This is a genomic window from Methanimicrococcus hacksteinii (assembly GCF_032714515.1).
Classification (GTDB): Archaea; Halobacteriota; Methanosarcinia; order Methanosarcinales; family Methanosarcinaceae; genus Methanimicrococcus; species Methanimicrococcus hacksteinii.
Genome location: NZ_JAWDKC010000017.1, coordinates 44334 through 66357, shown reverse-complemented (window position 1 = coordinate 66357; position 22024 = coordinate 44334). Strand labels below are relative to the sequence as shown.

General features: G+C 44.7%; 13 protein-coding genes and 1 tRNA gene. 13 read left to right on the top strand and 1 reads right to left on the bottom strand.

The window, feature by feature from the left end; genetic code table 11:
* Positions 1–103: 103 nt before the first annotated feature.
* From MmiAt1_RS05285 to MmiAt1_RS05250, 8 genes are all read left to right on the top strand, one after another.
* Positions 104–622, top strand: a complete 519-nt coding sequence (locus tag MmiAt1_RS05285; protein WP_318785852.1) for a deoxyuridine 5'-triphosphate nucleotidohydrolase — start codon at positions 104–106, stop codon at positions 620–622.
* Positions 623–780: 158 nt separating this feature from the next.
* Positions 781–1380 (top strand): hypothetical protein, encoded by a 600-nt coding sequence (locus MmiAt1_RS05280; protein ID WP_318785851.1) that lies wholly within the window; start codon positions 781–783, stop codon positions 1378–1380.
* A gap of 101 nt (positions 1381–1481) precedes the next feature.
* Entirely contained in the window at positions 1482–3842 is a 2361-nt protein-coding gene (locus MmiAt1_RS05275; protein WP_318785850.1) for an ATP-dependent DNA helicase, read from the top strand.
* 215 nt (positions 3843–4057) lie between these two features.
* Positions 4058–4474 carry a GerW family sporulation protein gene (locus tag MmiAt1_RS05270; protein ID WP_318785849.1) on the top strand — a complete coding sequence of 139 codons (417 nt, stop codon included), beginning with the start codon at positions 4058–4060 and terminating at the stop codon, positions 4472–4474.
* 41 nt (positions 4475–4515) lie between these two features.
* A complete protein-coding gene (locus MmiAt1_RS05265) occupies positions 4516–5817 on the top strand; it encodes a DUF2953 domain-containing protein (protein ID WP_318785848.1) in 1302 nt (433 codons plus the stop codon).
* A gap of 162 nt (positions 5818–5979) precedes the next feature.
* Positions 5980–6960 carry a beta-ribofuranosylaminobenzene 5'-phosphate synthase gene (locus MmiAt1_RS05260; protein WP_318785847.1) on the top strand — a complete coding sequence of 327 codons (981 nt, stop codon included), beginning with the start codon at positions 5980–5982 and terminating at the stop codon, positions 6958–6960.
* Positions 6953–8032 (top strand): NOP5/NOP56 family protein, encoded by a 1080-nt coding sequence (locus MmiAt1_RS05255; RefSeq protein WP_318785846.1) that lies wholly within the window; start codon positions 6953–6955, stop codon positions 8030–8032. Before MmiAt1_RS05260 ends, MmiAt1_RS05255 begins: the two co-directional genes overlap by 8 nt.
* Complete coding sequence (locus MmiAt1_RS05250; RefSeq protein WP_318785845.1) at positions 8032–8736, top strand: fibrillarin-like rRNA/tRNA 2'-O-methyltransferase; 705 nt, start codon at positions 8032–8034, stop codon at positions 8734–8736. Before MmiAt1_RS05255 ends, MmiAt1_RS05250 begins: the two co-directional genes overlap by 1 nt.
* A gap of 49 nt (positions 8737–8785) precedes the next feature.
* On the opposite strand, the gene MmiAt1_RS05245 is transcribed toward MmiAt1_RS05250, so the two are convergent.
* A complete protein-coding gene (locus MmiAt1_RS05245; RefSeq protein WP_318785844.1) occupies positions 8786–9238 on the bottom strand; it encodes a Zn-ribbon domain-containing protein in 453 nt (150 codons plus the stop codon).
* Between the two features lie 367 nt (positions 9239–9605).
* On the opposite strand from MmiAt1_RS05245, the gene MmiAt1_RS05240 reads away from it, so the two are divergent.
* The 5 genes from MmiAt1_RS05240 to MmiAt1_RS05220 all read left to right on the top strand — a co-directional run bounded on the left by MmiAt1_RS05240 (position 9606) and on the right by MmiAt1_RS05220 (position 21883).
* A complete protein-coding gene (locus MmiAt1_RS05240; protein WP_318785843.1) occupies positions 9606–12164 on the top strand; it encodes a right-handed parallel beta-helix repeat-containing protein in 2559 nt (852 codons plus the stop codon).
* 273 nt (positions 12165–12437) lie between these two features.
* Positions 12438–15587: a right-handed parallel beta-helix repeat-containing protein gene (locus MmiAt1_RS05235; protein WP_318785842.1), complete on the top strand. Its 3150-nt coding sequence runs from the start codon at positions 12438–12440 to the stop codon at positions 15585–15587.
* A 230-nt stretch (positions 15588–15817) separates the two neighbouring features.
* Positions 15818–15892: transfer RNA gene (locus tag MmiAt1_RS05230), tRNA-Met, on the top strand.
* A 464-nt stretch (positions 15893–16356) separates the two neighbouring features.
* Positions 16357–19602: a hypothetical protein gene (locus MmiAt1_RS05225; protein WP_318785841.1), complete on the top strand. Its 3246-nt coding sequence runs from the start codon at positions 16357–16359 to the stop codon at positions 19600–19602.
* 412 nt (positions 19603–20014) lie between these two features.
* Positions 20015–21883 carry a tryptophan--tRNA ligase gene (locus tag MmiAt1_RS05220; protein ID WP_318785840.1) on the top strand — a complete coding sequence of 623 codons (1869 nt, stop codon included), beginning with the start codon at positions 20015–20017 and terminating at the stop codon, positions 21881–21883.
* Positions 21884–22024: the final 141 nt, after the last annotated feature.

The following is a 22024-nucleotide window of genomic DNA, read 5'->3' as shown; positions in this document are numbered from 1 at the left end:
AGATCGGTTTATTGAAATTTGTTGAGTTTTATTGTTTTATTAAATTTTAAATTTTTTAAAATTTTAAATTTTATTGATTTATCAAGTCTTATTGAGGTTTACCATGTCGTTTTTATCAGATGCAGAAATTCGGGAATTCATTTCCCAAGAACCGCCGCTTGTCGAAAAGTATTTGGATTTGGACAAACAAGCGCAGCCGAATGGTTTTGAAATGACGGTCGCCGAAGTTTATGAATTAAACGGCGCCGGTGCCGTTGATTTTGACAACAGCGGCCGAAAAACACCCGAAAAAAAATTACTTTCTTTCGGCGAAGACGGCTGGCTCCACTTGAATCCCGGCGTTTATTCCATCGTTTTGAATGAAATCGTGAATATCCCGAAAAACATCGGCGCGGTTGCTTATCACAGATCCAGTTTAACACGCAGCGGCGTTGTTCTCGGAACGGCCGTTTGGGATGCCGGATACAGCGGACGCAGCGAATGTCTTGTCATCGTTCACAATCCGGCCGGTTTTGACATGAAAAAAAATGCGCGTGTGATGCAGCTTTTGTTTTTCAGATTGGGAACGGACGCGGCAAATTTGTATAACGGGGTTTATCAGAATGAAAATGTGAAGAAATGAATGTCTGAAAAATCGGCATTCGTTTTGATTTATCTTTTTAAATTTGTGCCGTTCGCGCGCGGCCGACCCGATCAGAAAAAATCGAATAAAAACTTTTGCATTTCAAAAAAATCGGCATCTTTAATTTGTTTTTCGTTTTTTTTGTTTTGTGATCTGCCATGAATATTTCTTCTTCACTTCTCATCTTAATCACGTTTTTGCTCGGCGGCGCTCTTTTTTTGAGCATGGGCGCCGTTCTCGGCAATATTTCTGATTTTTCTCCGACCTCGCCTGTTAAAATTGAAATCGTTGAGTTTTCCGGCGGCGACCGCTACAACGACTCAATGCGTTTTCAGGACAACAATCTCGTTTTGAAACATGCCGGCGGCAGTGCCGTTTCGGCGGATTCAATTTCCGTTCAAATTTCGGGAAAAGGAAACGCCTATTTGGGAATTCCGGGGTCGGGCGGGAAATTGGTTTACGGCGATATTTCCGTTTATTACGAACATATCAATATCGGGAAAAAGAATTCGGATTTTGAAAAAAACAATAAAGAAATGCTGCGCGACGGGGTTTGGTCTCCCGGCGAAATGCTGGTGCTGACCGGAAACGACAGCTTGAATTCATCCGTTTCAAGCGTTTTTGTCTCGGCTGACGGAGAGCCGGAAACGTCTAACAATTACAGTTTTTCGTCAAATCAGACGCTTGAAATTCGTGTTTATCAAAAAAACAAAGCCGGAAATTCTCAGCTTGTTTTCAAAAAAGAAACGGCCGTTTGAAAACAATCAAAAACAATCAAATAGAAATTTGATATACAAGAATGTGAATTGAATACTTTCACTCTTTTCACAATTTGTTTTTAAAGCAGGCCGAGAAAATAATGGACAACGAACCGACACAAGACTCGACACAAGATTCGATGCAAGATTCGACGCAAGACTCGACACGAGAACCGAAATTTACGACGGCGTACGATATGAAAACGGCACAGCAGAACGCGCCCGGTTTTATGAAATATTTCACCAAACCGAGCTGTTATCCCAATCAGGAAGATGCGATGAAACAAATAGCTGCGGCTCTTGAGAAGGGGGAAGTCGTTTTGTTTGAAGGCGCGTGCGGTACCGGAAAAACGCTCAGCGCACTTGCGCCGGCTTTGGATGTTGCCGAGAAGCAAAACAAAAAAGTCATTATTGTCACAAACGTGCATCAGCAGATGGTTCAGTTCATTCACGAAGCGCGCGATATCAAACGGAAAACCGATATCAAAGTCGCCGTCATGAAAGGCAAGCAGTCGGTCTGTCCCGATCATCTGGACTACGAAGAGTGCCGCGCCAAAACGGAAAACACATACGAGCTTTTGGAAAAAGAACGCATTTTTACAAAAGCGAAACGCGAGCTGTCCGAATCCAATGAGCGTTACAAAAAATCGGGCGACCCGCAGGAAAAAATACTTTCTTCCGAAATTGAAAACGATATGAAAAAAATGGAGCCCGAGCTTCAAAAAAAGCGGGAGCGGATTTGCCCGTACCTGTACGAAGTGCTTCAATCGGATGCGGCGCCGTTTAAAAAATGGCTTTTTGACGACGTCAGAAGTTCGGAAGACATCAACGAATACGCCGACGAAAAAGGAATGTGCGGCTACGAACTTCTCAAGCGCGAAATGAAGCACGCCGATTTGGTGATCTGCAATTATCATCACGTTCTCAGTCAGGAAATCTTCTTAACCCTTCTCGGATGGCTTGAAAAACTTCCCGAAGATGTTATTGTTATTTTTGACGAAGCGCATAATGTTGAAAATGCGGCGCGTTCTCACTCTTCCGCCACAATTTCAGAGCGCGTCATTGACCGGGCCGTCAATGAAATCGAAGAGCATGCAAATTATTTTTCCGATAAACTGAAAGAAGAGGCGCAAAGAGTTTTTCATTTGTTTTATCAGGCCGTCCGCGACTCTTACGACTCCGCGCTGGGCTTTGGCGAACGGAATAAAATCGGAACAAATTGGGTCGATATCCGAATCAGCGACCCGTATGAGCGATTTGATTATTTGAAAGAACGCTTCCTTCGAAAAATTGCCGATTACAATCAATCTAATCAATCCAATCCATCCGAAAGCAAAAACTTGACGATTCAGTCGATTCAAAATCTTCTGCTCAACGTTTCCGATATCGGTAATGAAATCGAAATGTCTTATCACGAAAGTTATAAATCGGGCACCGATTCCGTCCGCCGGAAATCCAATATTGTCCGCGCGGCGGATTTCATTTTTGCATATCTGCTCAACTCCGAAAATCCGAATTATTACCCGATTTTAAACATCCGCCGCGATGTTGAAACAAATGAAATTTACGGCCGCGTCGAGCTTTTTACGTGCATTCCGCGAAACGTCACGGCACCGCTTTTTGATTCGCTCGGCGGTCTGGTTTTGATGTCGGCCACCTTCCGCCCGTTTGATATGGCAAAAGAAACGCTCGGCATTGAACGGCCGACGCTTGAGATTGCTTATCCGATTACATTTCCGCCCGAAAACCGGCGCACTTACGCGGTTTCCGTGCCGCCGCTTTATCAAAGCAAAAGAAGTCATGTTTGGGTTCGGGAAACCGTTGAACAAACATTGGTTTCGGCAATCTGCGCGACCGCGGGAAATACGATTGTTTATTTCCAAAGTTTTGCCGAAGCGGAAAAATATTATTCGTTTTTATCGCAGGAATGGATGCTGGCCGAGTCGGGAATCAAAGTTCTCTTAGATCAGCCGGGCGTTTCGTCCAATGCCGTTCGTGAAGAGTTTTTCAATATCGGTGAGTCCGGCGAACGCAGCGTTTTAATCAGCTATATTTTCGGAACACTCAGTGAAGGCATTGATTTCCATGATGATCGGGCGCGTTCTGTCATCATTGTCGGGATCGGCTATCCTGCGCTCAACGACAAAACAAAAGCGGTTGAAGCGGCTTACGACACTGTTTTCGGCCAAGGCAAAGGCTGGAATTTTGTGATTTTAATTCCGACGATTCGTAGAATCCGGCAGGCGATGGGGCGTGTTGTCCGGTCGCCGACGGATTACGGCGTCCGCATTTTGCTGGACGCGCGTTTTCAGAAAAGTTCGGCGCCCAAACTCGGAAAATATTCGGTGAATCGTGTTTTTCCGCCGGAAGAAAGCGCGGAATTTATTGATCTGTCTCCGATGCAGCTGGCGGATGAATTGGAAAACTTTTTTGAAGATTTCAATTTTGAGAATTTTGATTGAAAATTCTTTAATTGTAAGATTTATTATGAAATTTATCATGAAATTTATTTATATTTATTATAAGATAACTTTATTATACAAACAAGTCAATAAAAATGACATCATTGCAATATTAAATAAAGTCAAATAGAATCAAATTAATTATTTTGTATTTATTTTACAATGAATTCTGTTCACGACACGAATTTGCTTTTAAAAACAAAAGGATGAGAATCATGACAATTCAGGATGTTATTTCAGAGGTCACAAACGAGCTTGAAAAAATCGTCAGCGCGCAAACCGTTATCGGTGATCCGATTTATGCGGGCGGCAAAACTTTAATTCCTGTCACAAAACTTTCCGTCGGCTTCGTCAGCGGCGGTTTTGAAGGCAGCGGCAAAAACGGAACCGACGTTTCCAAAACGCCTTACGGCGGCGGCGGCGGCGCGGGCGCTAAAGTCGAACCCGTTGCATTTATCGTCATCACCGGCGATAAAACCGAAATTTTAACTTTGAGCGAATCCAAGCTGGAAGACGAAATCGTCAAATTCCTCGGCATGGTTCCGTCCATTATTGACAAAGTGAAAGCCGCCAAAAAAGAAAGAGAGCCCAAAGCCAAAACCATAATCATTGAAGATGACTGCGGCTGCTGATTTTCAGCCGATTTTTTCCGTTTAAAACGGATTCGTTTGTCATGACGCTTCAAACAGCTTTGATTGCGGCCGGCCATTATCTGCTGATTGCGGCCGGTCTGATTCTTCTTCTCCTTGCAATTCTCTTAGCTGCCGCTTTCCTGCTGACATTTTTAATGCGTTTTTTTGCCGACATCTCTCTTAAAACCGTTAACGGTAAAATTCAATACCAAATTCTTCTTCGGCTTAAAATCTGGTTTTATGAAATCATTCTTTTGGATTCCGATGATTCTGATGAAGAATCTGCGCCGGAAGCGTGCGGTTCAGAGCCCGGCAGCAATGAAAAAAACACATATCATGTGACTTTCACGGATGAAAAAATCAGCGTCCAAACAACGGAAACCAAAAGACACGGCAGCGACTATGAAATCATTGTTCATACGGAAGAGACCGTATCCAAAGACATTCGAATTTCAGACGGCGGTGTTCAAACAGATATTGAAATGCCGGACATTGTAACGACAACGGATGACGTTCTCACGCTGACCGAGGACGAAGCAGAAAATCTTAAAATCGAAGACGGAACTGTTGAAAAAACAGAAACCGTCACAACGGAATATGAATTCGATAAGACATCCGATGCCGAATCCAAAAATAATTTCGATAATGAAGATGAATTTGAAAAAGAATCTGAGAACAAATTTTCAAACGAATCCGATGATGAGTCCGGTGATGAATTCGATGACGTATCAGGTGATGAATCAACCGGTCTTTCTGATTCTTTGGACGAAATCAAACGGTATGTCGACCTTTCCGATCCGGGACAATTTGTTTCCGATTCAATGACGGCCGCCGTTCAAATCTCAAAGGCGACCGCTCGCCTGATGAGTGATTTGCTGCTTCGGACAGACATTGACGAAATGTCGGCAGACATTGTTTTCGGACTTTCCGATCCGGCGGACACGGCGCTGGCATTCGGCGCGATTCATTCATTCAATGCGTCGCTTTATGCTTATTTGGCGGATGCGGAAGAGAATTCACGCTCTTCCAAGAAGCGCAAAAAGGCGGGCGAAATCTGTGCCGTTCTGCGCGATGATATTCGAATCGTTCCCGACCTGACAAACAAGAAATTCGAAACAGACGCAGAAATGTCTTTTTCATTTTGGATTCCGCGCCTTTACATTCCGGTGCTTCGTTTCCTTTTGAACAAAAATTCACGCCAAGTGATTCGCCGGTATCTTTATCCGTATTTTATCCGCCACTCCCTTCGGACATGGCGGACGGAACGCAAACAAAGAAAAGCGGAAAAGAAAAGGTCAAAAAAGAGTTCTTCTTCAAACGAAATCGGCGGCGCTCACATTTAATTCAAACATTGTTCAGTATTTTCATATTTCATGAAATTATCAATAAAAATGACATGAAAAATGAACATTCTTTTTTTTCTGCGCTGCAAACGAATAGCTTTATTAATTTGAGTTCGTTTTTTGGTTACATTTATAAATCAACGGACTGTATTGACGACTTCTATGTTTGAAATAAAAACGCCTTCCCGCATTCATATGGGTTTGATTGATATGAACGGGGATCTGGGCAGGCTGGACGGCAGCGTCGGCCTGGCACTTGCAGACGGCGGCATTTCGCTTCGCGCCAAGCGGGCGGACTCCGTCATTGTTACCGAACGGTTTGAAAACGGTGACATCTTGCCGTGCAGCCCGGATTTTTCGGCTCAGATTGCGGGTATTGCCGCAGCGCTTCTGCCCGAAAACGAAGGCGCCCAATTTGAATTTTTATCGCCCGTCCGCCAGCACATCGGACTCGGTTCGGGCACACAGATTGCGCTCTCAACGGCGATGGCTGTTAACGATCTTTACGGCCTCGGAAAAAGCGTCAGAGAACTTGCGCAAATCACGCGCCGCGGCGGGACGTCGGGAATCGGCGTTTTGGCGTTTGAACACGGCGGATTCATTGTTGATTCCGGTCACAAAACGGCTGACAAGAACGGCTTTTTGCCGTCTTCCAGAAGCACGGCGCCGCCGGCAAATATGCTGCTCCGCTTGGATTTTCCGGATTGGGACGTTGTTGTCGCCATTCCCCCGAAAGTCGGCATCAGCGGCGAAGAAGAAAAACACTTTTTCCAAAGCGTTTGCCCGGTTCCGATTGAAGAGGTTCGGGAAACGTCGCACATCATTTTAATGCAGATGCTTCCGTCCATTCTTGAACAAAACATCGAAGGGCTCGGCAATGCCGTCAACAGCCTGCAAAAACTCGGCTTCAAAAAGCACGAAGTCGCCGTTCAGCCGCAGGAAGTCAAAGATGTGATTGAGCTGATGCACAAAAACGGCGTTTACGGCGCCGGGATCAGTTCCTTCGGTCCGGCCGTCTACGGATTTTCGGATGACCGGAAACATTCGGAAGAGATTAAATCTCTCCTGCTTGAAAAAATGCCTGCGGGAAGCGAAGTTTTAATCACAAAAGCCAATAATGCGGGAGCGGAATATCATGTCTGATTCGGAAAGGAAATCCGAAAACAAACTCGAAAATAAATTCGAGAACAAACTCGAAAATAAATTCGAAAACAAATCCGAAAATAAACCCAAATCGTTTGAAACATGGTTCGGAACAGTTTCTTACAGCGGTGATTTTTCTTTATCCGAAAAACCGTTGATTTCGACTTCGTCGGAACTTTCCGACCGGTTAATTTCAATTCTTCCTTCTTCTCAAAATATTCGTTCGGTTTCTTCTCTCAAACCCGTTTTTAAAGAAGAGAAACCCGATTTCCGAAAAATGGCAAAGGACGCCGAATTGGCGGATTCCGATGCCGAATACATTTCAGCGCTTCGCGAAATTGCAATTCAGACCGCCCGCAAACAGCTTTCCGCTTCCATGACGGAAGATAAAAAAGTCATTCAGGCGGTGGAAGCTTTGGACGACTTGAATGAAACAATCAATCATTTAACGGAGCGGCTGGTCGATTGGTACAGCGCTTACTATCCGGAATTGAATTTGCCGGGGGAAGCGTACGTCCGCTTCGTTTCCGAAATTCCGGAATCGGCTTCGCAGTCTCAGATGGGGGCGCCTGCCGCGCACGAAGATCTGATTCTGATGCAGTCGTTTGCGGACGATATTCTTTCACTTTACGACCGAAAAGCCGCCGTCGAATCTTTTATTGAAATGAAAATGAAAGAGACGGCGCCGAATTTATCTCAGATTGCCGGCGTTGTTTTGGGCGCCCGCCTTCTCAGCATGGCCGGCGGCCTGAAGCATTTGGCGGCAATGCCGTCGGGCAGCATTCAGGTCATGGGCGCGGAAAAAGCAATGGTCAAGCATCTGCGTTCCAACGCTCCGTCGCCCAAACACGGTATTATTTTCAGCCATCCGGCTCTGAACACGGCGCCTTACCGCCTGCGCGGCAAAATCGCTCGCTCGTTTGCGGCAGCCGTGAGCCTTTCAGCCCGGACGGATTATTATTCCGGCAGCTTGAATCCGAAAATCGAATCTGATTTGAATGATAAAATCAGCCGGATTAAACAGACGGCTCAAAAGCAAAATGCTTCGGCCCAAAAGGAGGGGGACAACTGATGGCGGACTTTTTAAAACCTTACTCCGACGGCGTTTACGAAGGCCGTTCCCGCGGCAAGTTTCAGCTTTACACGAAAAACGCTGCTCCCGGAAATTCGGTTTACGGCGAAAAAATTATGGCCGACGATGACGGTACCGAATACCGTTCATGGGATCCGAAACGCAGCAAACTCGGCGCGCTTTATCAGAAAAAATTAAAGATTCCGATTCGTTCCGATTCCCGCGTTCTCTATCTCGGCGCCGCGTCGGGCACAACCGTCAGTCACGTTTCAGACATTCTCGCAGAAGGCGGCGGCGTTGTTTACGCGGTCGAATTTGCGGAGCGTCCCATGCGCGACTTGGTCATGCTCGCCGAAAAAAGAAGCAACATCATCCCGATTTTTTCCGACGCGTCAAGACCCGAACTTTACGTTCCGATGGCTGAGCCCGTCGACATTCTTTTCCAGGATGTCGCTCAGGCCAATCAGGCGGAAATTGCCTGCAAAAACGCCGCATATTTCCTCAAAGACGGCGGTCACTTGATTTTATCCTTAAAAGCCAGAAGTGTCGACGTTGCCAAAAATCCGAAAAAAGTTTTCACGGAAGAAATTAAAGTTCTTGAAAAGAATGCCGACGCCTCGTTTAAAATTTTGAAAACCGCAGATTTAACGCCTTTCCATGTCGATCATATGGGCGTGATTGCCGTTAAAAATTCAAAAGAATAATTTTGCCGTTTTTAAAAATTAATGTGAATTTGATAAATTTATCAAACCATTATTTCTTCTTGCTTTTTTTCGGTTTTCCCGACTGCTGAAGAATCATCGGCAAATCAATTGCGTATTGTCCTTCTTCTTTGATGCCGACAACGATTTCTTCGTTTTCCATGATGGAGCCTAAATTCAGCTCATATGAACCGGCATCCAAAATACGGATTGAATCGACACGGTCGGGATTGAGTTCTTTTTTATTGACATCGTCGGAATCCAAAGCGCGGTCAATGTCTTCGAGCATGCTGTCAATTGATTTTCCCTGTTCGTCGGCGATCCGCTCTTCAATGTTCCAGTCGGAAGCCGCCGGCGCAGGCTCGGGCATTTTTTCAGCGTTTCCTGTCACTTCTTCGGCTTTAACATAAAGGAATTTATTCCATTTGCATTCCGGACAGCCTGTCAGAATAACGGAGTCCCCGTCTTCAAAAACAGCACCGCATTTTGTACATCTGTGTGGCATTCGTTCACCCTGAAATTTAAAATAGTCGAATTGGTTAAAATGAAATTTTCGTGTATCCTAATACACTTCATTACAATATTTAAAGATTTATTCCGAGACAAACAGATAAAATGTTTTTCAAACTTCTGTTTGTTTCAATTCGATTAAACAGCTTCATTTATCTGAAATCTATATATTTTCATTATCAAATACGTTTTTATACTTCAATATCTATATTTATATGTAAGACAAAATTTACGCCTTCCATTAAAACGAATGAGGCGACATTATGCAAAACACGGTTATAAAAACGAGTATTGGAAACACGAATCTTGGAATAAAGAAAACAAATGCGAGAACAAATGCGAGAACAAATGCGAAAGCAAATGTGAAAGCAAATGTATTATTATTTATTTTTGCACTTGTCGTTTTTTTTATAGCGGCAGGACCGGCAGCTGCCGAAATAATCGAAGTTTCTGACGGTCAGGAATTCCGCGATGCGGTTAACACAACAAACAGCAATACGGACCCTGAAAATGAAATTATTCTTTTAAATGATATCAATCTGACAGATGATCTTTTCACAGAAGATGAATTTAAAGCGGCTGAAAATCCTTCAAGCGCTGCAAAAAATGCAGTCGGTCTCAATTATTCAAAATCCGGCACACTTGCCATTAAATCGGATTCATCAGCTGTCCGCAAAATTAATTCGTCGCTTACGGTTCCGGATTATTATTTGTATTTGAATATCAGCGGAAATGATATCTCACTGTCAAGCGAAAATGTTCTTTTCGATGGTGTCGGCATAAATATCGAAAAAATAGCGCAGGATCCTCAAATTAAAAATATTCAAATTAAAGATATTCAAATTGTCAACTGCAACCGTTCAGGTTTTTATGCTGACAGCTGCGATAATCTGTCACTTGAAAATGTTTCTGTTACAAACTGCAAAAGCGGAACCGGCGGCGGTCTTTTCATCTGGTACACCAACGTTACGATTCAAGACTGCAATATTTCAGATAACACCGCAACCGTAAGCGCCGGCGGCATACGCATGCTGGAATCAAATGTTAAAATTTGCGGCGACACAAACATATGCAATAATACAGTTTCGGGAATCGCTTCAATACCGAGAGGCGGGGGCATTTATGCTGAAAGAACCAATCTTAAAATTTACGGAAACACAAATCTTTCCGACAACACAGTTTCAGGCGATGAAAATGCCGTAAACGCACTTGGCGGCGGCATTTTCTTTGCGATGTATGTGCTCGAAGGCACCGTGCCTGATTTGGAAATCTATGAAAACACTTTGATTTCCAACAACACAGCCGTTCAGGGCGGCGGCATATTCCTGAATTATAACACATCCGACCCGTCTCACGTTTTCAATATTTCAGGCGATGCCGTTATTTTGAACAATTCTGCTGAAATAACGGTTCCAATGTATGATTCTGGAACGGGCGGATATGTGTCTGCGCGCGGCGGCGGCATTTATTCGCTGGCGCCCGTCAATATTTCCGGCAATGCTGTGATTCAGAACAATAAGGCAATTGACACATCTTCAAATCATATGAACACACTCGGCGGCGGTCTTTATACACAGGGCACAACGATTTTGTCAAACGAAGTTCAAGTCATTGACAACGAAGCAGACAGCGGCGGAGGTATTTGTTCGCTGTTGAAATCCTTGACTTTGAAAGATAAAGTTCTGATTTCCGGAAACAAAGCGCAAAAATCAGGCGGCGGCATCAATTTTCAAGGGGATGTTCTTGTTCTTCAAAACAATGCAACAGTCGCTCAGAACGAAGCAGGCGGTTCGGGCGGCGGCGTGTATTTGCTTTCTGATGCCGAAATCTCTGATTTTGTTGAAATCAGCGACAATATTGCGCACAGTACCGGCGGCGGCGGAGGGGGCATTTTTATGAGTGCTTCTCAGACGAACATTTCCGGAAATGTTTTAATCCGCGGCAACACAGCCCCGAACGGCGGCGGCATTTTTGCTCAAAACAAATCTGTTATTTCCTTTTCGAACAACACAACATTTGAAAAAAACAACGCAACCAATGAGAGCGGACTCGGCGGCGCACTTCTCATGATGGACGGCACAACGGCTGATGTTTCCGGGGCCGGCGGTCAGGCCGTTTCATTCAGCCAAAATACGGCAAGTGACAGCGGCGGTGCTGTTTACATTGATATCGATGCTCGGGACATAACGCCGGAAGAATTGGCGCATTACGGGGATTTCCAAAAAAAGACGGATGAATCCGATCTTGTCTTCAGGGAAAATTCCGCTTCGGCGGGATACCGCTGGGATTTGAGTGATTCCGATCCGTCAAATTTGTCGGATGCCATGAAATACATTCAAACGCTTCCCGCAATGGAAAACACAACATTTACGGAGCCGTTTACAAACGCTTACAATAATTTTGATATTTATTTCTCTGACGGCGAAAAAATTTTATCCGTCACCGTTCCGGTAAATTATTTCGCCGATTCTTTGGATTCGAGCGTGATAGAAACAGAAGATTTCAAATCTTACGAGGGCGCCGAAATAATCGAAGACGATATCATTTCACAGTTCGGCGATAAAGATTGGATCAATTGGTATCAGCCGTCGGGTTATAAGGCCGGCCAATTGAATGAAACTTTGCCGCTGACGGTCAAGACAGACACCGTTTTGAATGTTCTTTATGTCAAAGACAGCGGCGAAAACCCGGGAAACGGCAGTTCCGGCGGCGGTTCGGGCGGCGGCACAGGATCAGCAACAGTTGTAAATCCGGACGATTCCGGCATCGGGACTCCGCCTTCCAATCAAGTCCCTTCACAGAACACTAGTCCGGGCGAACCGAATGCTTCAAACAAGCCGATAATCATTGTTTTATTGTTTATGACAGCGATTGCCTGTTACGCTTATGTTGAAAAAGCCGAATCGGAAAAGGAAATGTGAAGAAAAAGGACAAAGGTGCGGCTGCAAAGAAAAAACAGGGACAACGAGCGACAGTAAAAATGATTGACAAATGAGTCACACATCATTAGAAATAATTCGTTAAATCGTTAAAACAATCACTAAAAATAATCATTAAAAACAATCATTAAAAACAAAATGCAAAAAACGAAAAACAATTCTAAACAGCTGTTGTGAATCAACAGCAATTAAAATTGACATCGATTGATTCTCTTGAATTAATCCCCGTAAAAATGTGATTTTGAAGGGATAAATATGTTCAATAAAACAAAAACAAAGACAATAAAAACAGAAACAAGAAAAACGGAAACCGAAACAAAAGTAAAAACAGCTCAGATCATTTCAATCTTATTCATTTCAATTCTTGCGATTTTTGCCGTTTTTTTTATAGCGGCAGGACCGGCAGCTGCTGAAACAATCCGTGTTTCGGACGGTCAGGAGCTTCGCGATGCAGTTAACACAACAAACATAAACGGTGATGCCGATAACGAAATTATTCTTTTAAACGATATCGATCTCACAGACGATCTTTTTACGGAAGATGAATTTAAAGCGGCTGTCAATCCTTCAAGCCTTGCAGGCACTGCGCTCGGTCTCAATTATTCAAAGCCGGGAACGCTTATTTTTAAATCAGATTCGTCGACTGTCCGTAAAATCAATTCGTCTCTTGCCGTTTCGGATTATTATCTGTTTTTGAATGTCAGCGGAAGCGATATCACACTGTCAAGCGAAAATGTTCTTTTTGACGGTGTCGGCATAAATTTGGAAAATATATCCCAAAATCCTCAAATGAAAAATCTCCAAGTCAAAGACATTCAAATTACCAACTGCAACAATTCAGGTTTTTACATTGATCATTGTACGAATCTGACACTTGAAAACGTTTCAATTACAGACTGCAGAGACGGTGTCGGCGGCGGTCTTAACATCTGGTACAGCAATTTAACCATTCGGGACTGCAATATTTCAAACAACTCGGCAATCGGAGTCGGCAGCAGCGATCCGCGTCCCGGTCCGACAGCGGGTGAACCTTCCGGCGGCGGAATACATCTTCTGGAATCCGTTGTCGATATCTGCGGCGATACGATTATTTCCGGCAACACAATTGACGGGTATGACGGAAATCCGTCAGGTGCCGGCATTGACTCGCATCGTTCATATCTGAAAATTTATGAAAATACAAAAATTACAAACAACACAATTACTTACGGCGGCAAAGCTCAAGGATCCGCCGGCGGCGGCATTTTTTCAGACTTTTTCCAATCAGAAGGAACGATTCCCGGTTTGGAAATTTTTGATTCCGTTGAAATTTCCGGCAACAATGCCGTTATGGGCGGCGGTATTTTTGTAAATCATAATATAACTGAACCGATTTATGTTTTTGATATTTTCGGCGACGTCAACATTTCAAACAATACGGCTGAAATCGTCACTCCGATTTACATTTCGGAAACTACTAAAAAATCTGCCGGCGGCGGCGGCATTTTTACTTTCGCGCCTGTGAACATTTCCAATGATGTTCTGATTCAAAATAACAAAGCCGTTGATTCGTCTTCGTCACCGATAGGAACAGCCGGCGGGGGCATTTACTCTCAAGGCAGCGCCGTCTTGTCAGATGATGTTCAAATTCTTGAAAATCAAGCTTCAAACGGTGCCGGAATTGCCTTTTTCGGCTCTTTTCTCTTGAAAGATAATGTTTTGGTTGCCGGAAATACGGCAAAAAGCAGCGGCGCAGGTATTTATTCGGGCGGAAAGCTGACGCTTCAAAACAACACGACCATTGCTCAGAACAGCGCGGTAAATTCCGGCGGCGGATTGTATTTAACAAATTCAAATACAAAAATTTCCGATGATGTTCTCATCAGTGAAAACACGGCCGCAAATGAGAATATCGGCGGCGGCGGCATTTATGCAAGAAACTCAACTCTTGACATTTCGGGAGATGTTTTAATTCTCAATAATGTTGCCGCGAACGGCGGCGGCATTTTTTCGCAAAACTCTTCTGTTTTACTGTCGGAAAACACATCATTTATCGGAAATATCGCAAATGAGAGCAGCGGCTTTGGCGGCGGTATTTTCATGATGGCAGGATCAACGGTTGATGTTTCGGGAAACAGCGGCCAGACAGTGACGTTTGAGAGAAACATGGCTAATGCAGGCGGCGGCGCTGTTTACATTAACGTCAATTTTTTGGACTTAACGCCGGAAGAATTGGCACAGTATGCGGATTTCCAAAAGAAGACGGATGAATCTAATCTGATATTCACCGGAAACTTTGCGCCGGCAGGCTATTTGTGGGATTTAAACGACCCCGATCCGTCGAATTTGTCGGATGCGATGAAATATGTCCAAACGCTTCCCGTGATGGAAAACACAACATTTACGGAACCGTTTACAAACGCTTACAATAATTTTGATATTTTCTTCCTCGACGGTGACGAAATTCTCTCCGCCGTTGTTCCGGTGAATTATTTCGCCGACTCTTTGGAGTCAAGTGTTTTAGCGACGGAATATGTCTTTTCTTACGAAGGTGCTGAAATCACGGAATCCGATCTCATTTCAGAACTCGGCGCTGATTGGCTGAATTGGTATCAGCCTCCGGATTACGAGGCCGGACAGCTTCAAGAGCCGCTTCCCATAACCGTCGATGCCGATACCGTTTTGAATGTTCTTTATCTTAAAGGCAGTACGCCTGCAACAGTGACGGTGAATTATTTCGCCGATTCTTTGACTTCAAGTCCGATCGGAACGAAATCTTTTGATTCTGTTGTCGGCACGGAAATTACGGAAGATGATTTCATTTCCGAAATCGGTGTCGGTTGGTTGGATTTCTATATTCCCGACGGTTACAAACCGGGCGAATTGCAGGAACCTTTGCCGTGGGTTATGGATACGGATGCGGTTTTCAATGTTCTCTACATAAAAGAAGACACATCCGTCACCGTGACAATCAATTATTTCGCCGACTCTTTAACTTCAAATTTGATCGGCACCAACTCTTTCATCACATTGGAAGGCACGAAGCTGACGCAATCCGAGATCATTTCGGAATTCGGAGACGATTGGATAAATGAATATCAGCCCGCCGATTACAAGGCCGGTCAACTTCAGGAATCTTTGCCGTTGACTCTTGATGCCGACACCGTTTTGAATGTTCTTTATCTCAAAGATAACGGCGGCGGCGGCGGAGGCGGCGGCACAGGTACGGCAACGGTTACAGATCCCGATGATTCGGGTTCCGTTCCCCCCACGGGACCGGGACAGGAAGCCGGACCGGAAGACGGCGGCGGATCCGAAAAACCGCCGACTGAACCCGGACGTTCCCCGATTGTGATTTTGTTGTTTATGATTGCAATTGCCTGCTACGCTTATGTTGAAAAGGAGGACGGCGAGAACGATATTTAACTTGTATGAATCGGGTTTTCAAACGAATTTGACTTGAATGACTCGGCTTTCAAATGAATTTGACTTGAATGACTCGGCTTTCAAATGAATTTGATTTGAATGAATTTCGCACATTCATTCAATTTTTTTCATTTCTCATACAAAGCTATAAATAAAAGAAATCGTTTTTTAACCTGCTTTCTTATTACTGTTTCAATTATCGAAACAGTCAAAAATCATTTGTTTTATGAAGCGAGGTGGGGTAGCCAGGAGATCCCGACGGGCTCATAACCCGTAGACCGATGGTTCGAATCCATCCCTCGCTATTTTCATTCTTTTTTTGTTTTTTTTTCTTTTGTTTTCTTGTTTTCTTCTGTTAGCTTCCTGCTTATTGTTATTTTTGTTTTAATTTTAAATTTGTTTTAGTATCTGCAATCAACATTTCATCGGCAGCATTTTCTCCTTTCGATTTTTCCATTTCTTCTCTTTAATTCTCCTTTTCACTTTCTGCTCTTCATTTCTTCTTTTCATTTTTCTATTCTGTTTTGACATTTTCTTTTTTTCCGTATCTTCTTTTTAAAACAGAACTCTGTCGACGTCATTTTTTCAAATAGCTGATGTATATATTTTCAAATATTCGAGCATGATTATTATATTTGCAATATATTTTTTAATAACGTTTATATTCAATTAAAATTCATTTCTATTTAAACAAAATTTACAGAAGGAATTAAAAATGGAAAATAAACGGTTACATTTTTTATCTTTTGCTTTTTTCCTGATTTTGTCTTTGTTTCTGCTGCCGGCTGCTGCGGGAACGGATGGCATTGAATTGGATATTGCAGAAGGAAATATTACAGTCATTATTACGGAAAATAACGAAATATCTATCGCAGGCAAACCCGGAATTTATCCTGCCGGCACATCGGTTGCACTTTCTCAAACGTCGGGCGGTGAACTGAACGACCGAATCATTTTTGTTAAAACTGAAAGCGGAAAGAAAAATAAACAGGCGGTTGATATCACAATAAACGGTGTTTGTTTGAACCGGTCAGGCGTTTATTCAAATGCAGGCGTTTTTGTGCTGGAAAACGCAAATGTGAGACTGACGCTGAAAGGCGATAACGTTTTAAAAAGCGGAACAGAACCTGCGGCAAACGGAAGAGCCGGGCTGGAAGTTCCGGACGGCAGCGAAATTCTGATCCGATCAGAAGACGGCGGAAAACTGATTGTTTACGGCGGCAACGGAACAAACGACGGCAGCGCGGGCGCCGGAATCGGCAGTGCCGGTGCTGTTTCAGAAGTCAAAGGGGAAGACAGCGGCCTTATTACGATTGAAAGCGGGACCGTTGAAACATATGGCGGTTCCGTTAATGTGAATGGCGGCAGTTCTTCTTCTGTTTATAACAGCGGTGCGGCAGGTGCCGGCATTGGCGGCGGTGCCGGCGGCAATTCCTGCAAGGGCGGCAATGCAACTGTTCTGATTAAAGGCGGCAATGTTAAAGCGACCGGCGGTGATGTAATTGACAACAGTGCTGCTTCAAGTACATATTTCGAATGCGGTGCCGGCGCAGGTATCGGCGGCGGTGCCGGCGGAAACGGATATTCCCAAAAAAGTGAAATTGCAGGCGGTGCCGGCGGCGATGCTTCTGTGACAATTGAAAACGGAATCGTTGAAGCATACGGCGGCAGTTTGACAAAAGGAAATGAAAAAGATCCTGAGGCGTACACAGCTTTTGATTCCGGTGCCGGTGCCGGTATCGGCGGCGGTGCCGGCGGTTCTTGCAGCCAAGGCGGTAATGCTGTCATTTTAATTCGGAACGGAACGATTTTTGCAAAAGCCGGAGCGATTCCAAGTCAATCTTTCGGCGGCAGCGGCACAGGAATCGGCGGAGGAGCAGGTGCCGGCAGCGGAGACGGCCGTCACAAAAATTACGGCGGCCGTGCGGTTGTTGCCATTTACGGCGGAACAATTACGGCAATCGGCGGCGATGCTGATTCTTATTTCAGCGGTACCGGAAACGGAATCGGCGGCGGTGCAGCCGGAAACGGCGCCAATAATGACGGCGGTGATGCTGAAATCACGATTTATGATTGCGAAAAAATTACGGCAATCGGCGGCTCCGGCAAAAACGGCGGTTCCGGCAGCGGTATTGGCGGAGGCTCCGGCAGCCGAAACGGCGGCGGCGGAAAGGGAGTTATCAAAATTTACGGCGGAAATATTGAAGCCGTCGGCGGCAGCACAAATCTGAGATCCAGCGGCGGTGCCGGCAGCGGCATCGGCGGCGGCTCAGGCGGTGATTCCGGCGGGCATTTTAAGAACGGCGGCGATGCTGATATCGAAATATTTTCCGGAAAAATTAAAGCAATCGGCGGCAGTACCGGTGACGCAAGCGCAGGCGGGTCGGGCGCCGGAATCGGCAGCGGTTCCGGAGGCAGCAGCGGGGACAGCGGCATTTGCTGTTTAATCATCCATGACGGCGAAATAACAGCAGTCGGCGGCAATACCGGAGAATGGGCTGAAGACGAGTATTATGGTTATACCTATCCCCTCGGAAGCAGAGGCGGTGCGGGAGCAGCTGTCGGAAGTGCCGGCGGCGGCGGCGGCTTTAGTTATCCAGGAGGTTATTCCGGATCCAGTGACATTGTCATTGAAAACGGAACAATTAAAGCCGTCGGCGGCAATACCGGCGAGCGCAGTCAAGGCGGTGCCGGCGCCGCGGTCGGAGGCGGCGGCGGCGGTGGTGCATGGTACGGTGATGCCGGCGGTGACAGCATGATTTTGATTCAAAACGGAACCATTAAAGCATTTGGCGGCAGCATCGGGAAAAACGGTTTCGGCGGCGCGGGCGCAGCGATCGGAAGCGGCGGCGGCGGTGACAGCACATACACGCACACGGATGTCGGCAATTCTTCGGATACTCGGGAAGGTTTCCCCGGCGGTAATGCCGAGGTTTGGATTTATGACGGCCAAATTACGGCAGTCGGCGGAACAGCCGGAGAATTGTCATACGGCGGTGCCGGCACCGGTATCGGCGGCGGCTCGGGAAGCCATGTCGGAAACGGCGGAAACGGGTCGGTTTTGATTTATTCCGGAAAAATTGTTGCGGCCGGCGGCAAATCCGAAAACGGAGGTTTGAGCGGCATCGGCACGGCAATCGGCGGCGGGTCCGGTGGTTTTGGTGTCGAAAGAGACAAATATTATGATTGGGACGGCAGCCGCATCTATAACGGAACGGGCGGAAATGCCGTCATTGAAATTCTGAACGACGATGTTGATATTATTGCCTTCGGCGGTATCGGCGGCGGTTATCGCTCTGAAAAGTATATGGATATTCCTTCCGATTATTCTCCGGATCCCGGCGACATTCAAGAAACTCCGGATTTTGAAGCGGACGGAAAAGTCATCATTCAAGGCGGAATCGTTTCCGTTTTCAGTGATCATAAAGGTCATGCCGATTTCTTGAATTCGGGCGGCAGCAATGCCGAAAATGTTGAACCCGTCACTTTGTTTGTAACGGATTCTAAAACAGCGGCCTCAGGCATCTCCGGCGCTTTGATTCAATCCGGCGGATTTAAAACCGAAACGCGGGAAAACGCTTTGGACAGGCTGACCGAATTGGAAGAATTCGGATGGACAGGCAGCGAGATTCAAAAATATGAAACGTATGTCGCTGACGGAACGGCAACCGTTTGGCTGCCGGTTCAGCCCGATAATAAAAATGTTCAAATCACAAAAACCGGCTATTTGAATTTTGATGACTGGGTAATCATTGAAGAAAACGCTTTTGACGGCACGGGCGATTTCATTCGCGTTTCACCGCTGACAAATGAAGAAACCGGCGGCAGCACCTCTTCAAATACAAACAAAGCACACAAAACAACAACAGCAGGTTCCGAAATCAAAACACCGGGCGAATCTTCAAAAGAGCCGGAATCTGAAAAAGAACCGCCGGCAAACTCTTCGGTAATTTTACTTTTTGCACTTGCCGTTGCAGCTTTTTGTTTCAGAAGAGTACAGGAAAAAGATGAATGAGTTTAAGTTCTAACGGATTTCATTTTTTTTTTTTTTTTTTTTTTTTTTTTCCCAATCCTGCTCAAATCCGATTTTAGCAGTTTTTGAATATCCCCTTATCATTTTTCAAACAAGTGATAACATCCAAAACGAAATCATTGAAAATGAAATCATTCGAAAATGGAATCATTCGAAAACTGAATCATTCAAAAGCGGAATCATTCAAAAACCGAATCATTCAAAAACTGAATCATTCAAAAATAGAATCATTAAAAATGAAACAAATGAAAATAGACAACAAAAGCTTAATTTAATGAATGACTTTTATTTCAAATTCTCAACTCTATATCATATACATTACAGACATTTTGAAATACTCTGTTAATGTTCAATGACACTCTATATTATTACATTATAATTCACGTGATTCTTTATGGCGCAAAAATTGGACCCGTGGAAGTCGTCTGAAATCAGCGACTATTCTAAACTGTTTGACGAATTCGGTATTCAGCCGTTTGCGGAGGTCTTGGATGACATTCCCGACCCGCACAAATACATGAGAAGAGGCATTATTTTCGGCCACCGCGGTTACGATATGATTGCGGATGCCATCCGGAACAAAAAACCGTTTGTCGTTTTGGACGGTTTCATGCCGACGGGAAAAGCGCATTTCGGTCACAAAATGGTGATGGACCAAATTGTTTGGTATCAAAAGCAGGGCGGAATCGCCGTCATCGGAATGGCCGACCGCGAGGCGCATGCCGTCCGGGATTTGTCCTGGGACGAATGCAAAAAAATCGGCGTTGAAGAATACATTACAAGTCTGATTGCGCTCGGCCTTCAGCCGGAAAACACGCGCATTTATTTCCAGTCCGAGTCCCCGCTTGTTAAGGATTTGGCGTTTGAGCTCGGAACAAAAGTCAATTTTTCGGAAATGGCTGCCATTTACGGATTTTCAGGTGAGACACATTTGGCGCACATGATTGCCGTACTCACGCAGGGCGCTGATATTTTGCATTCTCAACTGCCAACTTATGGCGGGCCGATTCCGGTTGTCGTTCCGGTCGGTGCCGACCAAGACCCGCACATACGTTTGACGCGCGACATTGCTACAAAAATGGACATGTTTACCATAGACCAACGCATTGATCAAAAAACAAATAAACCCTATTGGAGTGTTCGAGGAAAAAATGCCCCTGAAAAAGCATTAAGAGAAATTAATGCAGCAATTTATGAAAAATTTGCGGTACAACTTCCCCCAAATAATTCTAATAAACTTGCTAGCAATAATAATAGCAATGTTCTTGGAAATACACTTACGGGGGCGGCATTAGGTGGCGTTGCAGGAGCAATTTTTGGTGGTCTTTTTAGTGATTCGGTAGATACTGAACTTTTTGATCGTTCTCTCAATATTCGTGGCAAAATTCCGGAAAATGATCTCTTTGGAATTATTAACCACATAGAGTCTGTTTATAGAGATAAAATCCAACCTGTTAATGACCAAGAATTGGGATGTCAAGATGGTGAAATGAGTCTGTTTTTCATCAATCGTCCTGTAGGTCCGAATGGTAAACAATATTGGTGTATTACTATAAGGGAAGATGTGCCCCAAGAAGCTCTTGTCGCTATTGAAAATGAAATTAAAAGTAGATTCCGTAGTTTAGCTGATAATATTTTACTTGGGGCAGCAGCAGGCGGTCTTGTGGGAGGTGCAGGCGGGGCTCTTTTAGGTTTGGCAACGCCTTCGACAACATCCACAAAACCTTCAGCTATTTCAGCACCTTCTCTTACAAAGCTTTCAAAAGAACATATTGATATTTTTGTTGATATTAATAGAATTGAATTAGAAACAATTGTCAGACGGGTTGAATATAACAATGGCGGCTACGCTTTCATCCTTCCCGCTTCCACGTATCACAGATTCATGAGCGGTCTGACCGGCGGCAAAATGTCGAGCAGCATTCCCGACAGCAACATCGCGCTTTCGGAAGAGCCGAAATCGGCGGCCAAAAAAATTATGAAAGCAAAAACCGGCGGACGCGAATCGGCGGACGAGCAGCGTGAACTCGGCGGCGAGTTTGACAAATGTTCGGTTTACGAGCTTTATCTTTTCCATTTGGTTGATGACGACGCCGAATTGATTCAGATTCAAAATGAATGCAAAGGCGGCAAGATTTTGTGCGGCGAATGCAAGAAAAAAGCGGCCGGCAAAATGGAATCTTTTTTGACGGACCTTCAGCAGAAAAGAGAAGAAGCATTTGAAAAATTACCGCTGTACGGTATTGATTACAAACGCGGGTAAACAGTTGTTTTGTTTTTAATTATTGAAAAATTGAGAATTTCATTTTTATTTCCATTTTTATTTTTATTCAAAGGGTTTATTTGAAAAATCAAAGAGATTCTTGTCCAAAAATCATTTTTTTAAAAATTAAAAAAATTAAAA